General features: G+C 61.4%; 16 protein-coding genes. 15 read left to right on the top strand and 1 reads right to left on the bottom strand.

From position 1 onward, the window contains the following. Window positions 1-9: 9 nt before the first annotated feature. The 11 genes from RMET_RS24055 to RMET_RS24000 all read left to right on the top strand — a co-directional run bounded on the left by RMET_RS24055 (window position 10) and on the right by RMET_RS24000 (window position 12,544). A complete protein-coding gene (locus RMET_RS24055) occupies window positions 10-1,068 on the top strand; it encodes a cyclase family protein (protein ID WP_011519112.1) in 1,059 nt (352 codons plus the stop codon). 28 nt (window positions 1,069-1,096) lie between these two features. Beyond that, complete coding sequence (gene catC / locus RMET_RS24050; RefSeq protein WP_008646082.1) at window positions 1,097-1,381, top strand: muconolactone Delta-isomerase; 285 nt, start codon at window positions 1,097-1,099, stop codon at window positions 1,379-1,381. A 15-nt stretch (window positions 1,382-1,396) separates the two neighbouring features. Continuing rightward, window positions 1,397-2,176 (top strand): 3-oxoadipate enol-lactonase, encoded by a 780-nt coding sequence (gene pcaD / locus RMET_RS24045; RefSeq protein ID WP_011519111.1) that lies wholly within the window; start codon window positions 1,397-1,399, stop codon window positions 2,174-2,176. A 75-nt stretch (window positions 2,177-2,251) separates the two neighbouring features. After that, the gene (locus RMET_RS24040) at window positions 2,252-3,064 is read left to right on the top strand and encodes a YdcF family protein (RefSeq protein WP_011519110.1); all 813 of its coding nucleotides are present in this window, start codon (window positions 2,252-2,254) and stop codon (window positions 3,062-3,064) included. A 2,028-nt stretch (window positions 3,065-5,092) separates the two neighbouring features. Further along, entirely contained in the window at window positions 5,093-5,377 is a 285-nt protein-coding gene (locus RMET_RS34560) for a ribbon-helix-helix protein, CopG family (protein WP_011519105.1), read from the top strand. Between the two features lie 3 nt (window positions 5,378-5,380). Continuing rightward, a complete protein-coding gene (gene hyfB / locus RMET_RS24025) occupies window positions 5,381-7,405 on the top strand; it encodes a hydrogenase 4 subunit B (protein ID WP_011519104.1) in 2,025 nt (674 codons plus the stop codon). Window positions 7,406-7,415: 10 nt separating this feature from the next. Next, window positions 7,416-8,363, top strand: coding sequence for a respiratory chain complex I subunit 1 family protein (locus RMET_RS24020; RefSeq protein ID WP_011519103.1), 948 nt, complete (start codon window positions 7,416-7,418; stop codon window positions 8,361-8,363). Between the two features lies 1 nt (window position 8,364). Beyond that, entirely contained in the window at window positions 8,365-9,024 is a 660-nt protein-coding gene (locus RMET_RS24015; protein WP_011519102.1) for a formate hydrogenlyase, read from the top strand. Window position 9,025: 1 nt separating this feature from the next. Beyond that, window positions 9,026-10,480, top strand: a complete 1,455-nt coding sequence (locus RMET_RS24010; RefSeq protein WP_011519101.1) for a hydrogenase 4 subunit F — start codon at window positions 9,026-9,028, stop codon at window positions 10,478-10,480. A 4-nt stretch (window positions 10,481-10,484) separates the two neighbouring features. Continuing rightward, window positions 10,485-12,029 (top strand): hydrogenase large subunit, encoded by a 1,545-nt coding sequence (locus RMET_RS24005; RefSeq protein ID WP_011519100.1) that lies wholly within the window; start codon window positions 10,485-10,487, stop codon window positions 12,027-12,029. After that, the gene (locus tag RMET_RS24000; RefSeq protein ID WP_011519099.1) at window positions 12,029-12,544 is read left to right on the top strand and encodes an NADH-quinone oxidoreductase subunit B family protein; all 516 of its coding nucleotides are present in this window, start codon (window positions 12,029-12,031) and stop codon (window positions 12,542-12,544) included. The genes RMET_RS24005 and RMET_RS24000 overlap by 1 nt, the downstream gene beginning before the upstream one ends. A 23-nt stretch (window positions 12,545-12,567) precedes the next feature. Here RMET_RS24000 and RMET_RS23995 read toward each other — a convergent pair whose 3' ends face one another. Continuing rightward, a complete protein-coding gene (locus tag RMET_RS23995; RefSeq protein WP_029308936.1) occupies window positions 12,568-12,750 on the bottom strand; it encodes a hypothetical protein in 183 nt (60 codons plus the stop codon). A gap of 157 nt (window positions 12,751-12,907) precedes the next feature. Between RMET_RS23995 and RMET_RS23990 the strand changes: the two genes are divergently transcribed. Genes RMET_RS23990 through rpoD form a run of 4 tightly spaced genes read left to right on the top strand, consistent with a single transcriptional unit; the run spans window position 12,908 to window position 17,074 of the window. Then, a complete protein-coding gene (locus tag RMET_RS23990) occupies window positions 12,908-13,159 on the top strand; it encodes an HPr family phosphocarrier protein (protein ID WP_011519097.1) in 252 nt (83 codons plus the stop codon). 29 nt (window positions 13,160-13,188) lie between these two features. Then, window positions 13,189-14,004 (top strand): fused MFS/spermidine synthase, encoded by an 816-nt coding sequence (locus RMET_RS23985; RefSeq protein WP_011519096.1) that lies wholly within the window; start codon window positions 13,189-13,191, stop codon window positions 14,002-14,004. A 59-nt stretch (window positions 14,005-14,063) separates the two neighbouring features. Further along, window positions 14,064-15,224 (top strand): DUF1275 domain-containing transporter, encoded by a 1,161-nt coding sequence (locus RMET_RS23980; RefSeq protein ID WP_011519095.1) that lies wholly within the window; start codon window positions 14,064-14,066, stop codon window positions 15,222-15,224. Next, window positions 15,221-17,074 carry an RNA polymerase sigma factor RpoD gene (rpoD, locus tag RMET_RS23975; protein ID WP_011519094.1) on the top strand — a complete coding sequence of 618 codons (1,854 nt, stop codon included), beginning with the start codon at window positions 15,221-15,223 and terminating at the stop codon, window positions 17,072-17,074. The genes RMET_RS23980 and rpoD overlap by 4 nt, the downstream gene beginning before the upstream one ends. Window positions 17,075-17,081: the final 7 nt, after the last annotated feature.

Below are 17,081 nucleotides of genomic sequence, written 5' to 3'. Positions count from 1 at the left end.
GCGCCAGCGATGAAACGATGGAAGCAACGGCCCGAAGGCGCCAACTGGGGCGATTTCGGCGATGACGACCAACTCGGCCGCCTGAACCTGATTACCGCGGACCGCGTGCTTGCCGCCGCGCGCGAAATTCGCAGCGGCAAGACGTTCTGCCTGTCTCTGCCGCTCGATCTGCCGGGCGGCAATGTTCTCAATCCACGCCGGCATCCGCCGGTGCTGCGTCCCACGTTCCGTGACGACGTGGCGTACGTCAACTTTCCGCTGGCCAAGGTCGACCCAAACGCGCTTGATGTCCTGAGCGACGACCAGGTACTGCTGTCGATGCAGTACTCGACGCAGTGGGATTCCCTGGCGCACGTCGGCGCGCTGTTCGATGCCGACGGCGACGGCGTGGCCGAGCGGGTCTACTACAACGGCTTTCGCCCCAATACCGACATCGTCGGCCCGGTGGACTACGCGGAAGACGATCATTTCTCCGCGCACCCGTGCGGCCATGACCACAGCCACGCCGACGCGCTCGGCATCGAGACCTTCGCCGCGCACGGTATCCAGGCGCGTGGCGTGCTGGTCGACCTGGCCGCGCATTACGGGCGCGAGTGCCGCACGGTCGGATACGACGACCTGATGCGCGTGATCGAGGCCGATGGCATCGTGGTCGAACCCGGCGACATCCTTGTGCTGCGCACCGGGTTTGCCGAGATGGTGATGGAGATGGCCGGGCAACCCGACGCCGAGGTGCTGCACCATAGCTGCTGCGCGCTGGACGGCCGCGACGAACGCCTGCTGCAATGGATCACCGATTCCGGCATCGCCGCAATCGCCGCGGACAACTACGCCGTGGAGCGCTATCCGGCACGGCCGGCGCCGGAGGGAGCAGGGCCAGTGCCGATGCTGCCCCTGCATCATCATTGCCTGTTCAAGCTCGGCCTGCCGCTGGGCGAGCTGTGGTACCTGCGCGATCTCGCCGCATGGCTGCGTGCCGAGGGTCGTCATCACTTTTTCCTGTCGGCGCCGCCGCTGCGGCTGCCGGGTGCGATGGGGTCGCCGGTGACGCCCGTCGCCACCGTCTGATTTCGCCGGATTCACAAGGAGCCCCCACATGCTGTTCATGGTGGAAATGACCGTCCGTATCCCCCAATCGCTCGACCCGGAAGTGGCCGATGCGATCAAGGCCAAGGAAAAAGCCTATTCACAGCAACTGCAGCGCGACGGCAAGTGGCGCCATCTGTGGCGCGTGGCTGGCCTTTACGCCAACGTCAGCATCTTCGACGTGAAGGATGCCGACGAACTGCACACGCTGCTGACCGGCCTGCCGCTGTATCCGTACATGGAAATGAAGGTCACCGCACTGGCGCAGCACGGCTCGGCCATCGCGCAGAACTGAGCCACGGGAGCCGTCATGCCTTTTGCCGATCTCTCCGACGTCCGCATCCATTACCGCCTGGATGGCGCCGAGCACCTGCCGGTGCTGGTGCTGTCCAACTCGCTCGGCACCACCCTCGACATGTGGCAGCCGCAGATCGCCGCGCTGTCCCAACACTTCCGCGTGCTGCGCTATGACACGCGCGGCCATGGCGAGTCGGGCGTGACGCCCGGCCCGTACAGCATCGCGCAGCTTGGCGGCGATGTGATCGGGCTGCTCGACCATCTGGGTCTGCAGCGCGTGCATTTCTGCGGGTTGTCGATGGGCGGCATCACCGGCATGTGGCTGGCGCTGCATCACGCCGATCGCCTGAACCGCCTCGTACTGTGCAACACCGCGGCCTATATCGGCCCGCCCGAGAACTGGACCAATCGCGCCGCGCTGGTGGAACGCGAGGGCATGGCTGCGATCACGGCGGCCGTGGTCGACAAATGGCTGACGCCGGACTTCAGCGCGCAGCAGCCGGAACTGGTGCAGCGTCTGCAGACCATGCTTGGGGCCACCAGTCCGAGCGGCTATGCCGCCAACTGCCTGGCCGTGCGCGATTCCGATCTGCGCGCGGAGATCCAGCGCATCCAGACGCCGACGCTGGTGATCGCCGGCTCGGGCGATATCCCCACGCCGCCCGCCGACGGCCGCTATCTGGCCGACACGATCCCCGGCGCCCGCTACACGGAGTTGTATGCCGCCCACCTGTCGAATCTGCAGCAGGTGGAGGGCTTCACCCAGGCCGTGCTGACGTTTCTCGGCAGCTGATTCGAGCGGTCATTTGCCCGCCGCCACGCGGTGCGGGTAGCATTGCCCGCCTGACGACAACTTCTCGGGCGGGTGATGATCGACAAGCAGTACGGCGGCAAGCCTGCATGGCGACTGGCCATGGCTGTGGTGGGAGCCTTGCTGGCGGGCGACGGCATCGCCCTGATGCTGATGGGCGTGTTCAACTTCGGTATCGTGCTGCCGTTTTCGCTGGGTGTCGCCCTGATGGGCCTGGCCTGGCGCTGGGCCGCCATCGCCCGGTGGCGCGCGGCGGCGCCCTGGCGGCAATGGCTCTGGCGCGCCGGCTGGGCCGGGTTGATCGTGTGGCTGGTCAGCGTCGCCATGTTCTTCCAGCACATGCGTCACGGCATCGCCGACCTGGCGCCGAACGCTTCGGCGGCGGGCGCCCCCGTGGCGATCGTCATTCTGGGTTCCGGCTCACCCAACTGCGAGGTATCGCCCACGCTTGCGGCCCGGCTCGATGAAGGGCTGCAACAGGCCAGCCGTTTCCCGGCGGCATCGGTGGTCGTCAGCGGTGGGCAGGATTTTGGCCGGTTGCCCTGCACCGAGGCCGGCATCATGGGGGATTACCTGCTGGCCCATGGCCTGGTCCCGGAGCGCCTGATCCGCGAGGACCGCAGCACCAGCACCGCGGAAAACATGCAGTTCAGCCGCGAGGTACTGGCCCGACACGGCGTCCGCGCTACCGATCCCGTGCTGGTGGTGACCAGCGACTTCCATCTGCTGCGCGCCGAGCGGATCGCCCGCAAAGCGGGCTTTACGACACTTTCCGGCGCGGCTGCCGCCACGCCGCTCTATATCCGCTACAACGCCTGGCTGCGCGAGTATTTCGCCTATATCAGCGGCTGGGTGCTTGGAGAGTACTAAAAGACATTTTGGACGGCGTCCGCAAGTCCGATAAGCAGAGCCGCCGGCCGTGCATATCCCCAGAATTAGCGATGTGCAACGGCAGGCGATCCGGTCATCATGCCGCCACAGGCGTTTGCCGCGACTCGCCTGCTACCACTTCCAGCCCTCATTCCTCCCGGCCTGAGGGCTTTTTCTTTGCTTCTTCGCGATTGACGCGGGGTGTCGGAAAACGACCCATGGCGGTCATCCAAAGCTCATCACCCCGATGGCCGCTACTGTCCGCGCGCTGCCTAGGAAATGGCTCGCTGCTTAGGCAAACGCTCATGGCCGAGGTCAAGAATACCTAGGGCACGCGCAATCGTTGCACGCGTGGCTATGACGTCAGATGACTCCCCCATCGCGTACTTTGCCGTTTGAACTGGCAGAGCCCCGTAAAGGTGCTCCTTACCAAGTTCGATGATGGTATCCCGAGGATCGAGCAAGCTCATGCGAGAGCGAACCCATCTAAAAGGCATCGGATCAATCGACGTTCTTTTGAGAAGCAGCCCGAGAAACCTGACTTCTCGGAGGATCGATTTCGGGTCGCACGAAAAGATGTACTGCTTCTTTACGCACAGTCGAGCAGTTGGGATGGCTAGTAATAGCGCAAGCAACGCAACTGCCCATGGGGCTGCGACCGGGTTCAGCGTGTACAGCCTGAAACTAGCGGCGGAGGCCAGCGCGAAATAGGCCGCTGCTGGCCAAATCCGAGCACGTCTCCAGCAAGGAACCACCACCAAAGTCGGCATATCGTCCCCAGGTTGGACGCCTTCGTTTGAGGAGCAAGCAGGCTATTACCACATGGACATGCGCCGCAGAAATCGCTGGGCCGTCCAGGCATTCTAGCTTTGCCGGAGCTAGGTCATCTCAACTTCTCCTTGGCAGCCCAGGGTCAGGAATGTCGCCTCATGGCCGGCAAGAGCCTGATCGACCAGGATATCTTCCGCGCTTGCCGCCGTCGGCTGGAGTCGACCCATTTGCGCCCTTCGGCAGTTCCTTCACAAGTGACCGGCGCTGATGCCTCAGCAGTCGTTCGCGCCCTCCCGCAAGTTGAGAGCGCTGTCCAGAAGGTTTTGCCGCACTAGTTAAGCCGCCGAGTCCTTACAGGGAGCGGCTTTCCAGTCACGAGCACGATGAAAATATAGCCTCTACTACGCGGTTCATTGACAGGTGTGAATCGGCAAAATACTTGAGCCATGTTCTGGATGCATGCAAGCTCGTTATGTTCCCTAAAGCTCGGAGGGAAATAGGTCTGGATCTCTTTCGCTGTACTGTTCCTGTACTCACAGCCAGGATCGCAGGATACGGCTTTCCAGTCTTTGCCTGGCAGTTTGCCGAAAGCCACCCATTTGTTACCGGAACGGCTGAATCGGTATAGGACTCCCATCGGAGTTCGATCTTCCTTTAGCCACTCATAGGTACCTGCATCCGATTCCGACAACTCGGCCGCCCATGCGAGAGGGTGCAGCGCAGTGAATGTCAGTAGCAAAAGCAAACGAATCCGGTCCATTGCCGCATCCTTTTACATGAGAATCTGGGCTCGAAGCGCCCAGCGAAGGCTCCAGCGTATCGATAAACGGAGATGACTTTCGTGGGTATCCGCACTCAAAGGTTAGCCAACTTTCAATGCCGGCTCTCTCGACCCAAAGCCGTCATTGGCACAAGCGCTGGCGGATGGCCGCTCATGGCCGGTCTCGGCCTTCGGTCCACTTAGGAGGGGGCTCGGCGGCGCCAGAGGCGACTCCCGACCCACCTCAGCCGTTCCACTATTCCTGCCGTAACGGCGGCCCTCAAGTGTAAAGCGATCGATCAACAAAAGCCGTGGCTGCCACGCGTGGGAGTGAGGGCTCTGGCACGAAAGAAAGCTTTGACGAGCAGGTCGCCGGCCCGCTGCGCGAAAGCGTCTTGCTCTGCTCCTGCCCTCGATTGCCGACACGCCTTGGTATTTCAACGAACATGGCACTACTATGTGATGCATATGATCATGGCATTGCAATGCGAGGCTCCATGGAACTCAAGACGGCCCGGCTCACGATCCTGATCGACCCGAATAAAAAGGCCGCCTTCGAGGCCCTGTGCGCGCAGCAGGACCGGACTGCCTCACAGGTGATACGCCAACTCATTCGCGACTACCTGACTCAGCACGGCGTTGACTACGTACCCAGCGGCTTGAATCTGGACGAGACGGTTGAGGGCAAACCGGCCACCGCTAAAAAGCCTGCCAGGAAGAAGTCATCGCAGCGCGATACGACTTCGCCCGCCAGGCGGCGCACGGTTCGCCGCGGAGCCTGAGTCGTGGACGGCGTGCCTGCGGTCGGACAGTGGTTGTTGCTCGACTGGATGCTCGTTGTCACGGCCGCGTGGCTGATGATCGGGGCAACCGGTGTGCTCGCACTGCATCGTCTGGCACTGGTGTCGCGCCTGCTCTTCCCTCTGGGCGCTCTGCTCGGGCTGGTGCTCAGCGCGCTGGCTCTTGCGGCGGTGGGTAACAGCCCCGAAGTGGCAGTGCTTTCCATCGGGCTGCCGCGTCTGCCTTTCCATCTCCGGCTGGATAGCCTGTCCGCCTATTTCCTGATGGTAATCGGTGCCGCAGCGGCCGGAATCTCCGTGTTCGCGGCGGGTTACTTCCGCCAAGGCGAGGGCACGCCCCCCGGCTTGCTATGCCTGGAGTATCACCTGTTCCTGGCCAGCATGGCTGGCGTTGTGCTGGCCGACGACGCCTACGCGTTCATGGTGATGTGGGAGACCATGGCGTTGTCATCGTTCTTCCTGGCGACCGCCAACCACCGCATCGCGGAGGTTCGCAGCGCCGGCTACCTGTACATCACCATGGCACACATCGGGGCGATCGCGGTCCTGTTGTGCTTTGGCGTCCTGCAGGCCAATACCGGCGACTACACCTTCGCGAACATGCGCGCCCAAACGCTGACGCCGTTCTGGGCGTCGGTCGCGTTCCTGCTTGCAATGTTCGGCTTCGGCGCCAAGGCCGGTCTGCTTCCACTGCATGTGTGGCTGCCCGAAGCGCACCCGGCTGCGCCATCGCCGGTGTCGGCAATGATGAGTGGCGTCATGCTCAACACCGCCATTTATGGCCTCTTGCGTGTGGTTCTGGACCTGGCACAGATACATCTGTGGTGGTGGGGCGGGCTACTGTTGGCCTCCGGCCTGGCCACCGCGCTGTATGGCGTGGTGTTCGCCGCAGTGCAAACCGACATGAAGCGGTTGCTGGCCTACTCATCGATTGAGAACATGGGCCTGCTGTTCGTTGCTATTGGCCTCGCTTTGATCTTCTCGGCCTACGGCATGAAACCGTTGGCCGCTCTGGCACTGACCGCAGCGCTATATCACGTGGCCAGCCATGCCTTCTTCAAGAGCCTGCTTTTCCTTGGTACTGGCAGCGTGCTGCATGCTACTGCCGAGCGCAGCCTCGGCAAGCTGGGAGGTTTGATACGCCAGATGCCGTGGGTGGGCTGGCTCACGCTGGTGGGCGTGCTGACCAGCGCGGGTCTGCCACCGCTTGGTGGGTTCGTCTCGGAGTGGTTGCTCCTGCAGAGCTTTCTGTTTACGACCGGATTGCCGGTGCCGCTCCTGACCATGCTTATCCCCGTGGTGGCGGCGCTGATTGCGCTGGTAGCGGCCCTGGCCGGCTACACGATGGTGAAGTTCTTCGGTGTGATCTTTCTCGGCCTTCCGCGCGAGCCCAGACTCAACGACGCGCAGGACGCTGGCGGCTGGGAGCGCGCCGGCATGCTATGGCTGGCACTGGGAAGCATCGCGCTTGGACTATTGCCATCTCCTTTCATCGGCCTGATCGATGCAGTGACGCAGCAATTGGTCGGCAGCGGCCTCGGCGCACGTGTCGCGACCAGCGGCTGGCTGCTTGCGCCGATCAGTCCGGAGCAGGCCAGCTACGGGCCGGTCATCTTCCTGCTAGGTATCCTTGCCAGTTTCGCGCTTGCCTATCTTCTTGTGCGCGGTCTCTACCATGGCAGGCTGCGTCGCAGCGTGGCCTGGGCCTGCGGCTTTCCGTGGGGCACCCCGCGCATGCAAGATACCGCCGAGGGTTTCGGCCAGCCGATTCGGCAGATCTTCGAGCCCTTTTTTCAGATTAGGCGTGACCTGCCCACCCCGTTCGACGAACACCCGCAATATCGGGTGATAGTGTCAGATCCGTTCTGGCGCTGGCTGTACTTGCCCGTGGTCCGCCTGGTCGCGGTTATGGCACGCGCGGTCGGTGCAATTCAGCAGGGGCGCATTTCAGCGTATCTGCTGTTCAGCTTTCTGACGTTGATTGCCGTGCTGCTGGCGGTCATGCGGTGAGGCCATACCCATGAGCGCAACCGGCGTGCTGGCACAACTGCTCGAGATAGTGATCTCGATTGTCCTGGCGCCGTTGCTTTCCGGCTGGGTCAATGTGTGGCGTGCCTGGCTGCAGAACAAGTCCGCGCCGAGCTTCTGGCAGCCCTATCGCATGCTGCACAAGCTCCTCAACAAGGAATCGGTGGTGGCTGACAATGCCTCGCCGCTATTCCGCGTCACCCCCTATGTGGTGTTTGGCTGCATGACACTGGCGTGTTCCATCATCCCCACATTGTCTACCGACCTGCCGCTGGCGCCCGCCGCCGATGCCATCGCCCTGGTTAGCTTGTTCGCGCTGGCACGGGTGTTCATCTCGCTGGCTGCCATGGATGTTGGCACGGCCTTTGGCACGATGGGTGCGCGCCGAGAGATGCTGATCGGCTTCTTGGCGGAGCCGGCGTTGCTGATGGTGCTGTTCTCGGCCTCGCTTATCTCTCACTCGACCTCGCTCGCCACGATTGTCGAGACGCTGGCCCATCGTGAGCTGACCATCTATCCCGGCATGGCCTTCGCCGGTGTCGCATTCACCATGGTGTCACTGGCCGAAAACGCGCGCGTGCCGGTGGACAATCCCGCTACTCACCTGGAGCTGACCATGATCCATGAAGCGTTGATCCTGGAATACTCGGGGCGGCATCTGGCGCTGCTGGAGTGGGCGGCCAGTCTCAAATTGTTCGCATACTCCTGTATCGGGCTGGCGCTGTTTATTCCCTGGGGCGTGGGCGAGGCCAATGCACCGCTCTCGGTGTTGCTGGCATTGCCGGCACTGATGTTAAAACTGCTGTTGGGCGGGTTCCTGCTGGCGCTGCTGGAGACCGTCAACGCCAAGATGCGGATATTCCGTGTACCCGAGTTCCTCGCCACCGCTTTCCTGCTGGCGGTCATCGGCCTGCTTGTGCATCTGCTCCTGGTCCACTGATATGAGCATGCTACTCGCCCAGTTTGTCAACCTGCTCGGCGCGGTCCTGCTGATACTCGCGTTTGCGATGATTTCGCAGCGCCGCATCCTGTCACTGATTCATCTGTTTACGCTGCAGGGCATGACATTGGCGCTGGCGACAGCGGTGGTTGGCTATGTCACAACCCAGCCGCACCTGTACCTGTCGGCCGCGCTGACGCTGGTGCTCAAGGCCCTGTTGATTCCCTATCTGCTGCACCGGATCATCGATCGGTTGCAGATTCGTTGGGACATAGAAAGGCTGATCAATATTCCCACCACCATGCTGATCGGCATTCTCGTGGTGATATTCGCCTTCAACCTGGCCATGCCGATCTCGCAAATGTCGCTCAAGCTGGCCAGCGGCACGCTCGGCATTGCGCTGGCGTGCGTGCTGCTGTCCTTCCTGATGATGATCACACGCTCCAAGGCGGTGCCACAGGTGATCGGCTTTCTGTCGATGGAAAACGGGCTGTTCTTTGCAGCCACCGCAGCCACCTACGGCATGCCGATGGTGGTTGAGCTGGGCATTGCGCTGGATGTGCTGATCGGGGTGCTGATCCTGGGCGTGTTCATGTTCCAGATCCGGGCGCAGTTCGACAGTCTGGACATCCGGAATCTGGAGCAATTGAAGGAGGATTGACGTGGCGGCGCTCGCATTCCTGCTCGCAATTCCGCTCGCCGGCGGCCTGGTGCTGGCACTGGCAGGGCATCGCGAACATGCGCGCGACATCAATGTTGCGTTCAGCCTGGGCACCTTTGCTGCGGCCTGCGTGCTCGCGGCGATTGTTGTCTCCGATGGCCCCTTGCTCGCGTGGCAGTACGAGTTCTACGTCGACTCTCTGAACGTCTTCCTGGTCGCGCTGACCGCCCTCGTGGGGCTGACTACTTCGCTCTTTTCGCGGCCATATATGCGGATCGAACGTGACCACGGCAAGATGACACCGCCCCGTCTGCGGCTGTACCACAGCATGTATCAGTTGTTCATGTTCACCATGTTGCTGGCGCTGACCACAAACAATCTCGGCATCGTGTGGGTCGCAATGGAAGCCGCAACGCTGACAACAGTGCTATTGGTCAGCGTCTACCGCACCGCGGCCAGCCTGGAGGCAGCGTGGAAATATTTCATTCTGTGCGGTGTGGGTATCGCTCAGGCGCTGTTTGGCACGGTGCTGCTCTACATGGCGGCGGAGAAGGTGGTCGGTGCCGAGGGCGGCGCTCTGCTATGGACCAACCTCAACGCGGTAAAGGAACACCTGGACCCCAATATCATCACACTGGCCTTCGCCTTTCTCTTCATCGGCTATGGCACCAAGGTGGGGCTGGTGCCACTGCACAACTGGCTACCCGATGCGCACGCAGAGGGGCCGACGCCGGTGTCAGCCGTGCTGTCCGGCCTGCTGCTTAATGTGGCCCTCTACGCGGTGCTGCGTTGCAAGATGCTGACGGACGCGGCGGTGGGCAGCCATCTCACCGGCTATCTCATGATGGGCTTCGGTCTGCTCTCAGTGGTGGCGGCCGTGTTTTTCCTGATGCGTCAGCGCGACGTAAAGCGCATGTTTGCGTACTCGTCGATCGAGCATATGGGCCTGATCACCTTTGCCTTTGGCATGGGCGGTCCGATCGCCAGCTATGCCGGGCTGCTGCACATGACGATGCATTCGCTGGTCAAGTCAGCCATCTTTTTCGCCGTCGGCCATGCCGCGCAGAAAGCAGGCACGCAGATCATGGATGACATCCGCGGGCTGATCCGCGTCAGTCCCACGGTTGGTTGGGGCTTGATGCTGGGCGCGCTGGCCATCCTCGGCATGCCACCGTTCGGCGTCTTTGCCAGCGAGTTCCTGATTGTCACGACCGCCATGCGCGAGCATGCATGGGCGACGCCGTTTCTGTTGATCGCGCTCGGCGTGGCCTTCGCATCGATCTTCAGCCGTGTTCAGCCGATGGTGTTCGGTGACACCGAACTCAAGCCGCTGGCGCATCCACCGGCCTTGGTCCCCGTGTTCCTGCATCTTGCGCTTGGGCTGGTTGCAGGACTTTACATTCCGCCATATCTCGATGTCTGGTACCGGCAGGCAGCCGCGATGCTGGGAGGCTAAGCGCATGACGCAACCCGACCTTGGTGTAGAGCTGGAGCGCCTGGTGGCGCCATTGCCGATGTGGCACGGGCGCCTTGGTCAAGATGCCTGGCAGGCGATTGCGTGTGTCGTTGCGAACGCGGGCGGACGCCTTGTTGCTGTGTGGGGCGCCGAGCGCGATCCAGATGCGATGGCGACGGCTTGCGTTGCCTATGCGATGCCGCATGGACTGGTCTGGCTCGAACTTCAGCTCGACGGCGCCCGGGCGATACCGGATCTGGCTGGCGTCTTTCCCTGTGCCAGCCGGATGCAACGAGCTATGACCGACCTCTCTGGAGTTTCCGTGGAAGGCGCCCACGATACTCGTCCGTGGCTTGATCATGGCCTGTGGCCGCCTGGCGCGCGTCCTCTGCAGTCAAGTGGGCCGGGGTTCGCCGTCGCAGCAGGGATGTTGCCGGCGGACTACGCCTTCTTGCGCGTTGAGGGTGATGGCGTACACGAGGTCGCGGTAGGGCCGGTACACGCCGGCATCATCGAGCCCGGACACTTCCGCTTCTCGGTGGTTGGCGAAAAAGTATTGCGGCTCGAGGAACGGCTGGGCTATACGCACAAGGGAATCGAGCGTCGGTTTACTGAGCTTGCGCCAGAGGAGGGCTATCGGTTGGCGGGCCGGGTCTCGGGCGATTCCACGGTGGCTTACGCCTGGGCCTACTGCATGGCGCTCGAATCCGCATGCCGCATGACGCTGCCTGCGCGCGCGGCCTGCTTACGTGCGCTGATGCTCGAGCGCGAACGGGTGGCCAATCACCTGGGCGATCTTGGCGCACTGGGCAATGATGCGGGGCTGGCATTCGGATTAGCGCAGTTCTCGCGCTTGCGCGAAGACTGGCAGCGACTGTCGGGGCAAGTGTTTGGCCATCGACTGATGATGGATGTGGTGGTGCCAGGCGGGGTGGCGATCGACACGTCTGCGCCCGCGCTGGAGCGGCTGGGGCGGCAGTGTGACGAAATTGAGCGCGAACTGCACGTGCTGCGTGCCATCTACGATGAGCATGCCGGTTTGCAGGACCGCTTTCGGGGTACCGGGCAGATAACCCCGCAGCTCGCGGCCCGGCTCGGACTCACCGGACTGGCAGGTCGTGCGAGCGGCCAGGCCGTGGATCTGCGCTGCGACGTCGCATGGCTGTCCTATGAAACCCTGGCGGTCAGAATGGCCACGCAGAACGTTGGCGATGTGGCGGCGCGCGTGGCGGTGCGCTTTGACGAGGTGATTGAATCGCTGCGACTTATTCGTGCCCTCTGCACCGGGCTGCCAGAGGGGGAAATTCGCGGCGAACTGCGGTTACCGAGCGTGAGGGCGATCGGAGCAGGGTGGGTGGAAGGGTGGCGCGGCGAGGTCCTCGTCGCGCTCGAACTCGGGGCCGACGACCGTGTTCTGCGTTGTCATTGTCATGACCCTTCATGGCAGAACTGGCCGGCGCTCGAGCATGCCATTATCGGCAACATCGTTCCGGACTTTCCGCTGATCAACAAGTCCTTCAACCTCAGCTATGCGGGGCACGACCTCTGATGTGGCAAATACTGAAGCAGATCGCGCGTACCGGCATTCTCACGGAGCCTGCGCCGCAAGGTAGTGCCGACGACACCGCGATCGAGCGTATCCACAAGGACCTGCTCGATATCCTCGGCCGCGCACTGACCATCCGGCAGGTCGACGCCGGCTCCTGCAACGGCTGTGAGCTTGAGATCCACGCGCTCGGCAACCCCTACTACAACATCGAAGGACTGGGCGTCAGGTTCGTGGCTAGCCCGCGGCATGCCGACATGCTGCTCGTCACCGGGCCGGTCTCACGCCATATGGAGGAAGCATTGCGGCGTACCTACGAGGCAACGCCCGAGCCAAAACTGGTGGTCGCCGTGGGAGATTGCGGGTGCACCAGTGGCATCTTCGGCGAAAGCTACGCGAGCTGCGGCCGTGTCTCCAATGTCATTCCAGTCGATGTGAGCGTCCCGGGTTGCCCACCGCCACCCATCGACATCCTGCGAGGCATCCTTGGCGCCGTTCTGCGCGATCGCGTTGGTTAGCGGGTACAAATTGTCCTGTTGCGTCAGGACGGGTCCCCGACCTTCGGGCGGGTCGCATAGTCAACGCCGTGTCGATTCAGGTACTCGCGGATGAGTTGGCGCACCACTTGCGACGGCGTCTGGTCTTGCGCCGCGCACAGTGATTCGAAGGCGTTTTTCTTCACCGGGTCGATCAAGACAGTGAGTCGGGCGGTCTTGGATTCCATGTGTGTTGGAGTTGTATTGTATGATAATGAAATTATCATAATACACAACTCGACTGTGGCGTGTGGATCTCACAAGGTGTTTGGGGGAATTTGACCCAGATGTCTCGGCTCAGGTTTGCCGCGCGACTGGTTCGGGGGCGGCTAGCTTGAGGGAGCGGTGGTAGAAAAATCGATTGTGGTGACCAGCAGTATTGGACTGCAAGGCCGGGGCTCGGCACGGCTCGCGCATGCGGCGAATCAGTTTGAGAGCGATTTGCTTCTAGTCAACGACGTCTGCATTGTGAATGCCAAAGACGTCATGCAGGTGCTGCGGTTTTCCGCGCGTGCGGGTAGCAGGGTACGGGTTCAGGCGAGTGGCTCGGATGAGGCCGCCGCCGTGAAGCGGTTGGTGGCGTTACTGACAGCCTGAACCACCCACAAGTACTGACCGAGTATCAGATGAATTCCCAACGCGCCTCTTTGAGAGAGTACCTACGGTTTCTAGCTACAGTCACCAACGATGGGAAGCCTGTAGTACTGGAGACGGAGCAGGCACTTTCGCTCCATTTCGACATACACGCGACGCAGAGCCTCATGTCTGTGCGCGACCCCAACAAGCTCGTGCTCGGCTATACACGCACGATGATGAGTTTTCTGCTGCTGCAGCCGACGCCGTCACGTATCTCCATGATCGGCCTAGGTGGGGGATCCCTTGCCAAATACTGCTACCACCATCTTCCCAGTGCGAAGGTGGTGGCAATTGAGATTGACCCGGCAGTGATTGCCTTGCGCGACAAGTTCCAGATTCCGCAGGATGACGACCGGTTCGAAGTCATCTGCGCGGATGGCGCGGAGTATGTCAAGGGACAGGATGCTCGACCCGATGTCATTCTGGTGGACGGGTTTCTGGCGCACGGCATGCCTGCACAACTCGGAACAATCGCCTTCTACTCGGCCTGCCATGCGCGGCTTGCCGACGATGGCGTCCTCGTCGCCAATTTCTTGGAGAACGACAGGGACATCCCCTTCTATCTCGAAGAGATTCGCTCCGTATTCGGTGATTCGTTTTCCGTGTCGCTGACCGAAGATAGCTGTAATTACACGTTGATCGCGTGGAAGGGAACATGGGAGCTCCCTTCGCTGGATACGCTGGTCACGCGTGCGCGCCAGCTCGAGACCTCGCACCCCTTGAACCTGCGCTCGGCCGCCAGCCGTCTGAAGCGTGGCAGACACCTCGCGTCTGACCATACGTACTGGCAGAGGCTGACAAGATAGGCGGCGCCAGCCCACGATGCCCCCACATTTGCCCAAGCGCCTTTCCAAGTAAGGGGAGCATGCTGATCCCATACCTGCGCCGACTGACGGGGAAGGACCGCAGTCCCGAAGCGAACCTCCAATTGGCTCGGTATCTTGCGTTCGTTGCTGGAGCAACCAACGCGGGTGGATTCCTAGCCGTGCAGCAGTACACGTCACACATGTCCGGTATTCTGTCCGCTATGGCCGATAACCTGGCACTGGGTAGCCTGGGACTTGTACTCGATGGCCTTGGAGCCTTGATAGCGTTTCTGTCAGGTGCCGCTTGCTCGGCTGTGCTCATCAACTGGGGACGAAGGGAGCAACTGCAAAGTACCTTTGCCTTACCGCTGATGGTGGAGGCTGGGCTTCTGGTTTCCTTCGGGCTGCTCGGCGGCAACCTCGAACATCACGAATGGCTATTTGTTCCCGCGACAGTTCTGGTTTTGTGCTTCATCATGGGCTTGCAAAACGCCATGGTGACAAAGGTATCGAATGCTGAGATCCGCACTACGCATGTGACGGGTATGGTGACCGATATTGGCATCGAACTCGGCAAACTCTTTTACTGGAATCTGTCCAGGGCCGACTCTGGCAAGCCCGTGGTGCTAGCCAACAGGCAAAAGCTGCGTGTCTTGGCCACTCTGGTTGGTCTCTTCTTCGTCGGTGGCGTGGTCGGTGCACTGGGATTCAAGCATATCGGGTTCAGTGCCACCCTACCGTTGGCAATCCTGCTGCTCGCCCTCGCGGCAGTCCCGGTGGTCGACGATGTGCGCTTGCGCATGTGGCGCCAGGATTTTCTATCCCGCATTGCTGCGCGGGCACGTCGGTGGGCCCGCACGGTCAAGACGGACATCCACGCGATCTGGCTGGCCGCACGGGACCCCCGAACTCCTTGGTATGCAAAGGTTCTTGCCGCGGTTGTTGCGGGCTACGCGCTATCCCCGATCGATCTCATTCCGGATTTCATCCCGGTGATTGGGTATCTGGACGATGTTGTGCTGGTTCCCTTGGGCATTCTGGTCGTAATCCGGCTGATCCCGGAAGAAGTCATGAAGGAGCATCGGGCTGCGGCCAGCAGCGCCGAGCGCCGGCCCGCAAGCAAGATGGCGGCGGCAGCAATTATCGTGATCTGGACACTTTCCGCTTTCGCAATCGCGCATGCGCTCCCGCGCTTGCTGGCAAGCTTTTTTCATCCATGAATAACACCCACCCCGAGTCCTTGGTCGCGCTGGTTGCTTTAGGCAGCGAGCGGGGATTCCTGACGCACGGCGAGATCAGCGACGCCCTTCCTGACAGTGACTTTGGGCAGATCCAACGCGTGTTGGAGGAGCTGGGCGTCCAGATCGTTGAACGGACGTTGGCGAACGAACCCATCAGACTGGAGGAGCACGCGGACGCTCTGGTCGTGGATGAGGCGGTCATCGAGGAAGCGGCAGCGGCAGTCATGCAGGCCGATGGGCGTGAGGCACGAACTACCGACCCTGTGCAACTGTATCTGCGTGAAATTGGGACGATTCCTTTGTTGACGCGAGAGGACGAGGTCGCGATTGCCAGGAGACATGAAATCGCGGTGACCGAAATGGTTGCCGAAATGGTCTCGTGTCCGCTCGTGGTTTATGAACTGCTCACGATGGCAGACGAAATCGAGCGAGGCGAGATGGCTGTCGACGACCTTATCGACCATTGGGATGAGGTGCCTGCCGCCGCAGTCAATGTACCAGCTATCGAGATGAGTGAGGCGGTCCAGGATGATGATCCAGCGCCTGGCGCTGCGGGTGTGGACCTCGAAGAGACGGATCCGGTCTCCACCGGCGCCTCGACGGCCCGATCATCGGCCGCATTGGAGAGTGAGGTGATAGCGCGACTTGCGATCGTTCGAGCCCGGTTCCTTGACTGGTCACGCCAATCCAGGCAGCAGGCAGCCACATCGGACGCCTTCGTTGCATTGAATGCGATTCGGGCCGAGTTGGCGGTCTATCACTTCAGTGCCGCTGCAGTCGCCCGTCTCGGCCAGGTGCTGTCCACTCACATCGCTGCAATTCAACAGGCCGAACGCCGTATCGCGGGGATCGTCATTGATAGATGCGGTATCGCAAGAGAGCAATTCCTTCAGACGTTTCCGGGGCATGAAATCGATCTTGGCTGGTCGGAGGCGCTGGCGGCAGAGCGCATCAGTGGTGCTGCGGACGCGCTTGTGCGAGCCATCCCGGAAATTCAGGCAATTCAGCGGGAAATGAGGGTGCTTGAGAACCGCGCGGCCATGTCACTTGGCGATCTGAAAAACCTCGGCCAGCGCGTTGCCAAAGCACGCGCGAGGGCTCAGGCCGCCAGGGACGAAATGATCAGGTCCAATCTCCGTCTCGTCGTTTCAAATGCCAAGAAGTATCTTCACCGCGGGATGCCTCTGCTGGATCTTATTCAGGAGGGCAATCTCGGGCTGATGCGAGCCGTAGACCGATTCGATTACCGCCGGGGCTACAAGTTCTCGACCTATGCCACGTGGTGGATTCGTCAGGGCATTACCCGCGCTATCGCGGACAAGGGGCCGACTATCCGGATTCCGATTCATCTGGTGGAGGTTGTGGGAAAGGTCAATCGTGCGTCACGGGAACTCTTTCATGAAACGGGAGAGGCCCCTGCACCGGAAGCTTTGGCCGCGCGTCTTTCCCTTTCCGTAAAAAAGGTCAAGGCGATTCTTGATCTGGTCAAAGAACCACTGTCGCTGGAAATGTCGGTTGGCGAAAGCGGAGATGCCTTGCTATGGGATACGCTCACCGACGAATGTTCAGCTTCACCGGATGAATCCGCAATGCGCGTGTCGCTCAGAAAGGATCTGGATGAGGCGTTGGCAACCCTGAAACCAAGGGAAGCGAAGATTGTAAAGATGCGGTACGGCGTTGATGCCGGCACAGACTACACACTCGAAGAAATAGGCCAGCAGTATGGTCTTTCGCGTGAGCGAGTCCGCCAGCTCGAACGTCAGGCCCTGCGCAAGCTACGCAATCCCGATCGCGCACCTCGCTTGCAGGCGCATCGAGATATCCATTAGGGTGCAC

Source organism: Cupriavidus metallidurans CH34 (assembly GCF_000196015.1).
Classification (GTDB): Bacteria; Pseudomonadota; Gammaproteobacteria; order Burkholderiales; family Burkholderiaceae; genus Cupriavidus; species Cupriavidus metallidurans.
This window is presented reverse-complemented; position numbering and strand designations above follow the sequence as displayed.